This window comes from Streptosporangium sp. NPDC000239 (assembly GCF_040300765.1).
GTDB lineage: Bacteria > Actinomycetota > Actinomycetes > Streptosporangiales > Streptosporangiaceae > Streptosporangium.
This window is the reverse complement of sequence record NZ_JBEPEI010000006.1, coordinates 171749-183293: the sequence shown is the minus strand read 5'-3', so window position 1 is coordinate 183293 and position 11545 is coordinate 171749. Positions and strand designations below refer to the sequence as shown.

The window sequence follows — 11545 nt, the reverse complement described above, 5'->3', positions numbered from 1 at the left end:
CGGATCACCCGGCCGGTGATGTACCACGGGTGGTCCCAGATGACCTTCATCCACTGGCGCTACTCCCCCGCCCAGGTCCAGGCGCTGCTTCCCGGCTGGCTCACGGCCGAGGAGTTCGACGGCTCGGCGTGGGTCGGCCTGACGCCCTTCCTCATGGAGGACGTACGGGTGCCCGGAACACCGGCCCTGCCATGGCTGTCGCGGTTCCCGGAGACGAACGTGCGCACCTACGTGCGGGACGCGCGGGGGCGCCGTGGCCTGTGGTTCCTGTCGCTGGACGCCGGGCGGCTCCTTCCCGCCCTGGGCGGCAGGGCCGGTTACGGGCTGCCCTACCACTGGTCCGACATGTCCGTGCGCGTCGAGGGGGAACGGCGGGCCTACCGCTGCCGGCGCCGGCTGATCGGCCCCGCGGGCGCCCGGTGCGACGCCGACGTGGAACTCGGCGCCCCGCTGCTCGACACCGAGCGGGACGAACTCACCGACTTCCTCACCGAGCGCTACCGGCTGTTCACCGTCGTCGGAGGCAGGCCGGCCCACGCCGAGGTCGAGCACCGGCCGTGGCCGTTGCGCCGCGCCCGCCTGGTCCGTCTCGACCAGGACCTCCTGCGGGCCGGGGGCCTTCCCTCCCCCGAGGGTGATCCGCTCCTGCACGCCTCCTCGGGGGTGCGGGTGCGGGTGGGGATGTGGAACCTGTCCTGACGGCCGCTCACGCGCGCTCACCGGTCAGCGCGGAACGCAGGCCCTCCGGCCCGTCGTACCGGCGGCCCTCCGTGCCGTGCCACTCGACGAGCAGGACGGTGGCGTCGTCCTGCAGACGGCCGCCGTGGTAGTCCAGCACGGCGTGGGTCAGGCGGCGCAGCGTCTCGGGCACCGGCAGGCCCGCGGCGTCGTGACGGACGACGAAGTCGACGAACCGTTGCAGCCCGAACTCCTGTGCGGTACGGCCCCTGGCCTCGGTGATGCCGTCGGTGTACAGCAGCACCCGGTCCCCGGGTTCCAGCTGTTCCCGGCACGAGGTGACCGGCAGGTTCAGGTTCAGCCCCATGGGGTGGGCCGGGACGCACCGCAGGGTGGTGACCCAGCGACCGTGGCGGATCACCACCGGCGGGTGGTGGCCGCGGTTGACCCAGCCGAACAGGCCGGTGGTCATGTCCAGGTCGGCCATGATCGCGGTGACGAACCGGGTGGTCCTGCCGAACTCGCCGATCAGCACACGTTCGATCGCCTCGCTGTTGTCCGCCAGTCCCATGCCCTGACGGCGGTGGTTCCGGCAGGCGGCCATCGCGAGGTTGGCGGTCAGCCCCGCCGAGGTGTCGTGTCCCATGGCGTCGAAGACGGCCAGATGCAGGGTCTCACCGGCGATGGCGTAGTCGAAGGCGTCCCCGCCGACCTCGTAGGCCGGTTCCATGACCGCGCTGACCGTGACCCGGCGGTTGGCGAAGGTGAGCGGCGGCATCAGGTTCCACTGCATCTCCGCGGCCACGTTCATCGGCCGGGTGCGCACCAACCGGGCGTAGGAGTCGCTGTGCTCGCGGTAACTGACCAGCAGCAACGCCACCATCGAGGCCAGATGCCGCATGGCGTCCCGATCCGCCTGGTCGTCCTCCGGCGGCCGGACGCGCAGCACGCCCAGCCGTCCCGTGCCGTCCAGCACCGGCACCCACCAGTGGTCCGCCCGCCCGTCGGCGCCGGCCTTGGCCAGCGGGCGCACCTCCTGGAAGGCGCGCCCGGCCAGGGTGGCGTCGATGCGCAGTTCCTCCGGTTCCCCACCGGCCTCCTCCGGCCCGGCCAGGGGCCGCAGCACCGTCTGCTGGAGGTCGGCCAGGTAGATCGCCACCTCCCGAAGTCCCGCGCGGGCGGCGTACTCGCTGACCAGGAACGGCAGGCGCTCCAGTTCCGCCAGATGACTGGCCTCCAGCAGGCCGGTCAGCATCCCCGTGACATCGCGTGAGGAGGACATCGGCCACCCCCTGTCCGCATCGTGGCCGGCCGCGTCAGCCTGTGGCGCCTCCCCACCCCGAGCGACTTGTCGTTAATCATCACTAAAGACGGGATTCCCGGATTCCGGGGAACGCAACGTCGCCCTCGAAGGTCGCACGCCTTGCCGGACGCGTCCGGCAAGGCCGGTGTAAGACCGGGTCACGAGAGCCGGGTCCGTTCCCCAAGGAAGGACACCGCCCGGTTGACATCTCATCGGGAGGGTATGGAGGGCGCGCCTCACACCCTACAGAGGAGGGACGAGATGTCCTTCAATCCGTTGCGGGAACGCGGCATTCCGTTGGACCGGCAGCTACGCAACTGGCGTGAACTGGACGTGACGCCGATCGACCCCGACCACACCGACCCGTACACCCGGTGCCGGATCATCACGATGAACGGCATCGAGGTCGAGGCGATCCTGTTCAGCCACCAGTTCTCCCGGCACTGCCCGGACCCGGCGGTCAAGCAGCAGCTGGCGCAGGTCCGCTACATCGAGGCCCAGCAGCAGAAGGCCGTCAACTGGCTGCTGCCGGGGCTCGCCTCGGTGCTGGAGACCACCATCGCCTACGAGCAGGTCGCGGTCGACCTGACCGCCTGGGTGGCCCGATCCGAACCCGACCCCTACCTCAAGCAGGCCTACCAGTTCGGCGTGCTTGAGGACTTCGATCACCTGTACCGCTACGCCAACCTGTACGAGATGATCGAGCACCGCAGGGCCGAGAAGATCGTCGACAACCTGACGGAGGTCATGCCGGGCAGACCGACCTACCTGCACCACCGGCACCCGATCGACAATCTGCGCGAGCCGTACGACAGGTCCGCCGCCGCGCCGATCTCCAAGCTGCACGCGCTGACCATCATGTCCGCCGAGCAGCAGACCATGAACTTCTACATGAACGTCGGGCCGACCTACATGGAGCCGATCGCCCGCCGGCTCTACCAGGAGATCGGGCTGGTCGAGGAGGAGCACGTCACCCACTACGAGTCACTGGTCGATCCCGGCGAGACCTGGTGGGAGATGCTGCTCAACCACGAGTACAACGAGTGCTACCTGTACCACTCGTTCATGGAGACCGAGTCCGACCCCAGGGTCAAGGCGATCTGGGAACTGCACCTGAACATGGAGCTCGAACACCTGCGCATCGCCGCCGAGCTGTTCGAGCGGCACGACGGCCGTGACCCCCAGGAGGTCGTCGCCCCCGCGCTGCCCGCGCCGGTGACCTTCGAGCCGAACAAGGCCTACCTGCGCGAACTGCTGGCCACCCAGATCGACTACACCACCCTCGGCACCGGTTACGTCCAGGAGGCGCACGAGCGTTTCGAGAGGTGGCAGGAGGAGATCATGGGCGGGGAGCGGCCGCCCAGCGAGATCGTCATGGACGACAACCGCGCCAAGTCCGGCGAGGAGTACCGGCTGGAGACCGAGGGACCGCACCCGGTGCCCAGTCTGCGCGCCGACCGCAGGCTCGGCTGAGCGGGACCTCCGCACCGGACGTCCGGGGCTCCGCCGCCACGGCCCGATGATCACGGGACCGTGGCGGCGGAGGGACCTTTCCGAACGGCGGCGCCGTTGCGTCAGCCCTTTCCACCCATGGCGTCACGGATGACGTCACGAACCCGGTCCATGATCGCGGTCGGGGTGCCGACCAGCAGGTTCTTGACCGCCGACTCCACGCCCGGATGCGGGTGGGTCGGCGCCATCGCCTCGGCCGCCTTCACTCCGGCCGCCATCGCGCGCCGTTCCGCCTCGGTGGTCTCCGCCCGCAGCCTGACGAACTCGTACCGCTCCTCGGCACGGGCGTGGGCGGTCACCGCCTCGCGCAGCGTGGCCAGGTTCGCCGGGAAGGCGGGATCGGTGGTCCCCGCCTTCTCCATCCGGGTGAGCAGCCGCTTGGCCTCGTTCTCCTCGGCCAGCCGGTCCTCGACCACCTCCTCACCGCCGTCGATCTTACGGCGGGCGTACGGGTGGACGACCTCCTCCTCCGCCGTCTCGTGTACGGCCAGCAGCCGCACCAGCCGCCGGAACGGCTCGTCCCGCTCCCCCTCGGCCGCCCGCTCGACCTCGTCGAAAAGGTCACGGATCAGGGCGTGCTGCCGCAGCAGCAGGTCGATCACGTCGTTCTCCCCCATGAGCTCGGGGATGGTCTGAGCCTGGCTCATAGAACTCTCCCTTCGGTACGGCTGGCCGTACCCCCACCCGCTCCCCTTATCTGCGGCACGCCCGCGCCGCGTGGAAAACCTCTCCATCCACGGCCTAACGGGCAGGAAAAGGGTCCGGGCGGAGGCTCATGAGGGGTGGCGGGCGTGTCCGGCGGACGACTTGGTGACTTACGGCATTTGTCAACCTTTGCCGCAAGGATCGACCGGAAGTGGTTAACCGCCCCCGGCGACCGGAAAGTAGTGCCGGTATCCATGGGGAGGAGAGACATCGATGGGCCACCCTCAGGAGATCACCGTTCGCGCGGCGCGGACCGGACACGTCCCCGGTGGCGGAGAACCGTCCGCGGGACGCCGGGCACCGCGGCGGGAACCAGGGGTATGAGGCGATCCGCCGGTTCGCGGGCCGGCCTTCCGGTCGTCCGGACGTTCCGCGAGCTGGTCGACCTGGTCGCCGAACGTCCGGGGTTGTTCGTCCGCTACTCTCACGGGCCCGAGCGTGACGCCGAGGAGAGCAGCCGCGACTACGAGGCCGACGTGGACCTGCCCGGCCTGTCGGTCACGACCATCGGCCCGGAGCCGTGGTGGACCAGGCCCGCCGAGGACTGGATCGCACGGCGGCTCTGCAAGTACGGCGACCTGGACGAGGGGCAGGAGGAGCGCCGTCGCCCGTGGCTGCTGGAGGGACGTGTCGTCGCCTCCGGCCCCGACCACGAACCTCTGGTCGTGGACACCGTACCGGTGGCGTGGATCGGCGAGAGCGCGATCGCCGAGGCGAAACGCCGCTACCGGCGGTGCTTCCAGGTCGGCCAGGACTCCACGTAGCGCCTGCGGCCGCTCAGGGAGCCTCCGGTGGCGCCGGCCAGACTCCGATGGCGAGTTCGGCCACCGGGCGCAGGTCGGCGGCGGTCGCGCCGTCGGCCGCCTGTTGTGACAGACCCTGGAGAGCGGCTCCGAAGTACCGGGCCAGGGCCCGGGTGTCGACGGAGTCCGGCAGCTCGCCCGCACGGACGGCCTCGTCGAGACGGGCCGTGAAGACGGCGACGTTGGCGTTGCGGATGTCGCGGAGGAAGGCCTCGATGTCGGCGTCCCTCGGGTTGACGTTGGTCGCCGAGCGAATAATCAGGCAGCCCGCCGGGTGGGACGGGTCGGTGTAGGCCTCGGCGGCCTCGCGCAGGATGCGCGCGAAGGCGCCGCGGGCGGTGCGCTCCTCACGCAGGGCGATCTTCGCGAAGGTGGCGGGCGCCGCCCTCTGGTAGGCGACGACGGCCTCCTTGAACAGGGACTTCTTGTCACCGAAGGCCGCGTAGAGGCTCGCGGGCCTGATGTTCATCGCCTCCGTCAGGTCACTGACCGAAGTGGCCTCGTAGCCGCGGTCCCAGAACAGGCGGACGGCCTTGGCCAGCGCCTCGTCACGGTCGAAGGTGCGGGGGCGGCCCCGGCGGCTCTCGGTCATGGCACAAATTCTAGAGCACTCACTCAATAATCCGTGCTACCGTATTTTTTGAGCAATCACTCAACAAAGGAGTTTCGTCATGGGACGTCTCACGGACAAGGTCGCGCTGGTCACCGGGGGCAGCCGGGGTATCGGCCGGGCCGTCGCGCGACGGCTGGCGGGCGACGGGGCCACCGTCGTGCTGACCTACGCCCAGGGCGGCGCGGCGGCGGCGGAGACCGTCGAGAGCATCGAGAAGGACGGCGGACGGGCCTTCGCCCTCCGCGCCGAACTGGGCGAGCACGGCGACGCCGAGGCCATGTGGGCGGCCTTCGACGCCGTGACCGGCGACGCCCGGGTCGACATCCTGGTCAACAACGCCGGCATCGGGCGCAGCGCTGGCATCGCCACCCTCACCGAGGAGGAGTTCGACAAGGTGTTCGCGGTGAACGTCCGCGCACCGTTCTTCGTCGTCCAGCACGCGCTGCCCCGGCTCAACGACGGCGGCCGGATCATCAACGTCTCCAGCGGCGCGGCCCGTATGGCGTTGCCCGAGATCATCGCCTACAGCTCGACCAAGGGCGCGCTGGACACCTTCACCCTCAACCTCGCCAAGGCGCTCGGCCCGCGCGGGATCACCGTCAACTCGGTCGCACCGGGGATCATCGACACCGACGTCAACGCGGGCTGGCTGCGCGCCGACCCCGAGGCCTGGGAGCGGGCCGCGGCCCTGTCGGCGCTCGGCCGGGTCGGCACCCCCGAGGACGTCGCGGACATCGTGGCCTTCCTCGCCTCCGACGACGCCCGCTGGGTGAGCGGCCGGGTCGTCGACGCCACGGGCGGCTCCGGCCTGTGAAGGGCATCGTTTGCTTGACCTGTTCGGGGGTAGAGCACGGCCCTGTCGCGGGGAGGTTCTCGTGCGAGTCCGTCCTCGGAGGTGCCGTTGACCGTCCCTCGCCCAGCCGCCGTCCTGTTCGACCGTGACGGCACACTGATCGTCGACGTCCCCTACAACGCCGATCCGCACCGGGTACGGCCGATGCCCGGGGCACGGCGGGCGCTCGCCCGGCTGCGCGGGGCGGGCGTGCCCGTCGGGGTGGTCACCAACCAGTCGGGGGTGGCCAGGGGACTCATCGGCGCGCGGGAACTGCGCGCGGTGAACGCCCGCGTCGAGGAGATCCTCGGCCCGTTCGACGTGTGGGCGGTCTGCCCCCACGGCGAGCACGACGGATGCGGCTGCCGCAAGCCCGCTCCCGGGCTCGTCCTTCGGGCGGCGGCCGTCCTCGGGGTGAACGTCCGCGACTGCGTGGTCATCGGGGACATCGGGCGCGACGTGGAGGCCGCCCGAGCCGCCGGGGCCCGCGGCATCCTCGTCCCCACCCCCGTCACCCTTGCCGAGGAGGTGGCCGCGGCGCCCGAGGTCGCCGCCGATCTCCCCGGCGCCGTCGAACGGGCGCTGCGCCCGCCTCCTGACACGTCCACCGACCCCGGGGAACCGACATGAGAATCCTGCTGTGGCACGTGCACGGTTCCTGGACCACCGCGTTCGTCCAGGGCGACCACGACTACCTGGTGCCGCTCGTGCCCGACCGCGGCCCCGACGGACGTGGCCGGGCACGGACCTACCCCTGGCCGGATCCGGTGCGCGAGGTCTCCTGGGACCGGCTGCGCGAGGAGGAGATCGACCTGGTCGTCCTGCAACGGCCGCACGAGCTCGAACTCGCCGAGGGCTGGCTGGGCCGCCGTCCCGGGCGGGACGTGCCCGCCGTCTACGTCGAGCACAACACCCCCGTGGGCGACGTCCCGCGCACCCGCCATCCCCTCGCCGGGCAGTCCGGCGTCCCCGTCGTCCACGTGACCCACTTCAACGACCTGTTCTGGGACTGCGGCCGGGCGCCGACACACGTGATCGAGCACGGCGTCGTGGACCCCGGCCACCGCTACACCGGCGAGCTACCGCGTGCGGGGGTCGTCGTCAACGAGCCCGTCAGGCGCGAGCGGGTCGCCGGGACCGACCTGCTCCCCCTGTTCGCCGCGACCGTACCGCTCGACGTCTTCGGCATGCGGACCACCGGCCTGCCGGAGGCACTGGGGGTGCCCGCCGGGACGTTCGAGGACCTTCCCCAGCGGGCGATGCACGCCGAACTGGCCCGGCGCCGCGTCTACCTGCACCCCTACCGGTGGACCTCGCTCGGCCTGTCCCTCATCGAGGCCATGCTGCTCGGCATGCCCGTCGTGGCGCTGGCCACCACGGAGGCCGTGGAGGCCGTCCCCGCCGGAGCGGGGGTGATCTCGACCCGCGTCGCCACCCTGACCGCCGCCCTGGAGTCCTTCGCCTCCGACGCCGCCCTGGCGAGGCGGACGGGCGAGGCCGCCAGACGTGCCGCCCTCGCCCGGTACGGCCTGGGCCGTTTCCTGTCCGACTGGGACCTCCTGCTCACGCGGACGGCCTGAGGGGCCCCGCGGGCGTGCGCGTGCGTGGGGCTCAGGCGTCCCCGGCCTTCCGTGGCCGGTCACGGCGCCGTTCGGGTCGTTCCAGTGAGTCACGGGCCGCCTCCACCCACGGCGGCAGTGTCCGGCGGCTCGCCAGCGCGGCGGGCAGCCTTCCCACGGCGTCCCGGATTCCCCGTCGCCCCGCGGGCCCGCCACGCGCGGCCGACGACACCGCACGCGCGACCACCGGCCACGGCCGCCGCATGACGGCGGTGAGGATGGCGTTGCGGGCGGCCAGCGCCCGCCTGCCCCCGGGGTCCCGCGCCGGGGAGGGATGGTGGTGGGCGACCACGGTCTCGACATAGGCCAGTCCCCATCCGGCCGCCGCCAGGTCCAGGGCCAGGCGTTCCTCCTCCCCGAAGAAGAACACCACCTTGTCGAAGCCTCCGGCGGCCAGGTAGGCCTCCCGCCGTACCACCGCCCCGCACGCCAGGAAACCCAGCACGCTCGGCCCCGGCAGGTCCGGCTCCGTACCCAGCGGACCGGCGGCCATCTCCGCGCAGACCGGGTCGGGCCGGCCCTCGGGGCCGACCAGGACGCGCCCGGCCAGCACCGCCAGCCGGGGATGGGCGTCCAGCACGTCGGCGGCCCGTTCCAGGGCGCCCTCTGCCCACCAGGAGTCGTCGTCGGCGAAGGCGACGTAGGGCGTCCCGGCGAGCCGTACCCCCAGATTCCTGGCGGGCGCGCCCAGGTTGCGTCCCAGCTCGACGACCCGCACGTGCGCGAGGCGCCGTCGTGCCATCTCCGCGCTGCCGTCGGCCGAGCCGTTGTCCAGCAGGATCACCGGCCCCTCGTGGCGAGGCAGGGAGCGCTCAAGCTCGGCGCGGCGGTCGCGGCTGGCGACCACGACCGTCACTCTCGGCCCGTCCGCCCCGCTCCTCTCCGGCGTCATGTCGCCCATCTCCGGCGGGTCCCCCCTCCCGGGTACGGCGGGGCCGTACCCACCGGTCAGTCCCGCTGCTCCCCACCGCCGAACCCGAGCGTTTCGGCGATCTCCTCGACGTTGGCGAAGGTCCGGTCGGGCAGCGCCCGCAGGGCGGAGAGCACCGGATCCGGCGCGGACTGCGCCTCGGCGCGGGCCAGCAGGGTCGCGCGGTCGGCGGGAAACGCGTGGGTGCCGCTGATCCAGCGGGCCAGGACGCTACGGCTGTCCACCTCCTGCGGGGTCATCTCCTCCGGGGAGCCCGGTTCGTGACCGGGTGGCCGGGGCCCCGGGGCCAGATCCCTCTCGCCGGGGGCATCGAGGGGCTCCGGCTCCTTCCACTCCTCGACGCTGCTGTCCTCTCCTCCCTGGACGATCCCCTGGACCTCGTGTTTCTGCTCGTCGTCCAGCCGCGGACCGTGCTTGGTGCTTCCCCGTTCCATCTCTGGTCCCCTTTCCGAGTTCATACTCCTGCCCCTGCCCCGTATGCCGGCGGCTACCCACCACCGGACCGTCGAGCGGCGTGGCCGGGACAGGCGCCGCCCCCGGAGACGAGTTTCCGGGGGCGGCCGTACGGTGCCTATCCCTGGATGAGCGGGAGGCGGCGCACCCCCGTCAGAGAGGGGGTGGGGATGAACAGCACGGGGTCGTCCGGGTCGGTCCGCAGGGTTTCGAAGCGGTCGAGCAGGATGTCCAGCGCGACCCGTCCCTCCAGCCTGGCCAGTGGCGCGCCCAGGCAGAAGTGGATGCCCCGGCCGAACCCGAGGTGCGGGTTGGGGTCACGGCCCGGGTTGAAGACGCCGGGATCGGGGAACTGGCGCGGGTCCCGGTTGGCCACCGCGAGCCAGACCATGACCATCTTGTCGGCCGGGATCGTCACGCCGCCCAGTTCGGCCTCCCGGGTGGTGGCGCGGCCGAGAAGGGCGAAGGGGGTCATGTACCGGATCGCCTCCTCGATGACGGCCGGGATCGAGGACCGGTCGGCGCGCACCTTGGCCTGCTGCTCGGGGAAGGCGTCCAGGCACAGCACCGTGTTGCCGAGCAGCATCGTCGTGGTGATGTGTCCCGCGAGCAGCAGGATGATCGCGAAGTTGACCACCTGGTCGTCGGGCAGGCGTTCGCCGTCCACCTCGGCCTGGACCAGCCTGGTGAGCAGGTCGGCGCGCGGCTGTCGCCTGCGTTCGGCCGCGTGGGCGGCGAGGTAGGCGGTCATCTCCCGCCACGGTTTCAACGTGGCCGCGACGTCCGCCTTGCGCTCCTCCTCCGAGCGGTTGAGCGAGATCTCGGCGTCACGCTGGAACAGCGCGTCGGCCCACTGCTTGAACAGGGCGCGGTCGCCGCTGGGCACGCCGAGCAGTTCGGCGATGACGATGACCGGCAGCGGATAGGCCAGGTCGCGCACGAGCTCGAAGCGGTCCTGCTCACGTGCCGCGTCGAGCAGTTCGTTGGTGAGGGCGGCGATCCTCGGTTCGAGGTCCGCCACGACCTTCCTGGTGAAGGCGTTGCTGACCAGCTTGCGCAGTTTGCCGTGCTCCGGCGGGTCGATCTGGGTGATGAAGCCGTCCAGCGAGAACTCCTCGCCGAACGACATCTCCTGGGGAATCACCCGCATGGTGTCGGAGGAGTACGTCGCGGGGTCGCTGAAGACCTCGTGCGTCTCCTGGTATCCGTAGACGTTCCACAGCCCGGTCCGGCTGTCGAACTCGACCGCCGGGCCCGATCGGGGCCCGTGCAGCCAGAAGTGCTGTTTGGGGATGTCGTACCGTTCGACGATGCCTGACATCGCCTCTCCTTGGTTGAGGATCCCTCTGCCTGATGCGGTACGTCAGGACGTCTTCTCGCGGTACTCCTTCCAGCGCTCGAGCATCCCGTCCGCGTCCTGCAGGACGAAGGCGTAGAAGTCCCGGGTCTCCTTCAGCCGGGCGCGCTGGTCCGGCCGGTCGTCGCCGACGATCGACAGTCCGAGGTCGAGCGTGTCGAGGCTCTGCCTGACGGCGGCCAGTTGGGCCCGCACGATCTCGGCCCACTCGCCGCTGGCCGTCCGGTAGCGGTGTTCACGGGTGGCGGTCGGAACGCGCTCCGCCATCCCGCTCAGCTCCAGCTGCCTGGCGACCGTGCTGACCGCGGTCTTGCTCACGCCCAGTTCGGCCGCCAGCTCGGTGAGGGACCTGTCGGGCGGGTCGCAGATCATGAGCCACGCGTGCAGGCGGCCCATCGTGCGCGTCCTGCCCATACGCTCCATGATCAGCCCCATGCGATCGACGAACTCGGTCTCCGAAGGGTCCACAAGCGCCAACTCCGCAATGAACGTCAAGTACGTACTTTACGAAGCGTACGCCTCTTTCCGGCGGGAGTGAAGGACCGCGCGTCCACCCTCCGCCGGAATCCGCCGGGCTCCATGAGTGACGTAGATCACACTTCATCCGCCGGGCGCGCGTCGGGCCGGGACATGATCCGCGAAACCCCAGGTCCCACCCGCGAACGGAGACATCCGTCACACACGGGACGAGCCGGACCGGCCGGACCCGTGGCGTCAATCGCCCGTTCACGGTTGACGC

General features: G+C 71.2%; 13 protein-coding genes. 6 read left to right on the top strand and 7 right to left on the bottom strand.

The window, feature by feature from the left end:
- Positions 1-39 precede the first annotated feature (39 nt).
- The gene (locus tag ABT340_RS18050) at positions 40-699 is read left to right on the top strand and encodes a YqjF family protein (RefSeq protein WP_352011884.1); all 660 of its coding nucleotides are present in this window, start codon (positions 40-42) and stop codon (positions 697-699) included.
- A gap of 7 nt (positions 700-706) precedes the next feature.
- Here the strand turns inward: ABT340_RS18050 and ABT340_RS18045 are convergent, their stop codons facing one another.
- Entirely contained in the window at positions 707-1960 is a 1254-nt protein-coding gene (locus ABT340_RS18045) for a PP2C family protein-serine/threonine phosphatase (RefSeq protein WP_352011883.1), read from the bottom strand.
- Positions 1961-2242: 282 nt separating this feature from the next.
- On the opposite strand from ABT340_RS18045, the gene ABT340_RS18040 reads away from it, so the two are divergent.
- Positions 2243-3454: a hypothetical protein gene (locus tag ABT340_RS18040; RefSeq protein WP_352011882.1), complete on the top strand. Its 1212-nt coding sequence runs from the start codon at positions 2243-2245 to the stop codon at positions 3452-3454.
- A 101-nt stretch (positions 3455-3555) separates the two neighbouring features.
- Here ABT340_RS18040 and ABT340_RS18035 read toward each other — a convergent pair whose 3' ends face one another.
- Complete coding sequence (locus ABT340_RS18035) at positions 3556-4140, bottom strand: hemerythrin domain-containing protein (RefSeq protein ID WP_352011881.1); 585 nt, start codon at positions 4138-4140, stop codon at positions 3556-3558.
- Positions 4141-4518: 378 nt separating this feature from the next.
- Between ABT340_RS18035 and ABT340_RS18030 the strand changes: the two genes are divergently transcribed.
- The gene (locus ABT340_RS18030; protein ID WP_352011880.1) at positions 4519-4962 is read left to right on the top strand and encodes a DUF6098 family protein; all 444 of its coding nucleotides are present in this window, start codon (positions 4519-4521) and stop codon (positions 4960-4962) included.
- Positions 4963-4975: 13 nt separating this feature from the next.
- Here ABT340_RS18030 and ABT340_RS18025 read toward each other — a convergent pair whose 3' ends face one another.
- Complete coding sequence (locus tag ABT340_RS18025; protein ID WP_352011879.1) at positions 4976-5593, bottom strand: TetR/AcrR family transcriptional regulator; 618 nt, start codon at positions 5591-5593, stop codon at positions 4976-4978.
- A 79-nt stretch (positions 5594-5672) separates the two neighbouring features.
- Here ABT340_RS18025 and ABT340_RS18020 point away from each other — a divergent pair, with 79 nt between their 5' ends.
- The 3 genes from ABT340_RS18020 (at position 5673) to ABT340_RS18010 (ending at position 8026) form a co-directional block, all read left to right on the top strand.
- On the top strand, positions 5673-6428 hold the full coding sequence (locus ABT340_RS18020) for an SDR family NAD(P)-dependent oxidoreductase (protein WP_352011878.1): 756 nt from the start codon (positions 5673-5675) through the stop codon (positions 6426-6428).
- Between the two features lie 87 nt (positions 6429-6515).
- Positions 6516-7076, top strand: a complete 561-nt coding sequence (locus tag ABT340_RS18015; RefSeq protein ID WP_352011877.1) for a D-glycero-alpha-D-manno-heptose-1,7-bisphosphate 7-phosphatase — start codon at positions 6516-6518, stop codon at positions 7074-7076.
- On the top strand, positions 7073-8026 hold the full coding sequence (locus tag ABT340_RS18010) for a glycosyltransferase (RefSeq protein ID WP_352011876.1): 954 nt from the start codon (positions 7073-7075) through the stop codon (positions 8024-8026). Before ABT340_RS18015 ends, ABT340_RS18010 begins: the two co-directional genes overlap by 4 nt.
- Positions 8027-8057: 31 nt before the next feature.
- On the opposite strand, the gene ABT340_RS18005 is transcribed toward ABT340_RS18010, so the two are convergent.
- From ABT340_RS18005 to ABT340_RS17990, 4 genes are all read right to left on the bottom strand, one after another.
- Positions 8058-8957 (bottom strand): glycosyltransferase family 2 protein, encoded by a 900-nt coding sequence (locus ABT340_RS18005; RefSeq protein WP_502992513.1) that lies wholly within the window; start codon positions 8955-8957, stop codon positions 8058-8060.
- Between the two features lie 56 nt (positions 8958-9013).
- On the bottom strand, positions 9014-9430 hold the full coding sequence (locus ABT340_RS18000; protein ID WP_352011874.1) for a DUF2795 domain-containing protein: 417 nt from the start codon (positions 9428-9430) through the stop codon (positions 9014-9016).
- Positions 9431-9567: 137 nt separating this feature from the next.
- On the bottom strand, positions 9568-10770 hold the full coding sequence (locus tag ABT340_RS17995) for a cytochrome P450 (protein ID WP_352011873.1): 1203 nt from the start codon (positions 10768-10770) through the stop codon (positions 9568-9570).
- Between the two features lie 42 nt (positions 10771-10812).
- Positions 10813-11301, bottom strand: a complete 489-nt coding sequence (locus ABT340_RS17990) for a GbsR/MarR family transcriptional regulator (RefSeq protein ID WP_352011872.1) — start codon at positions 11299-11301, stop codon at positions 10813-10815.
- Positions 11302-11545 lie beyond the last annotated feature (244 nt).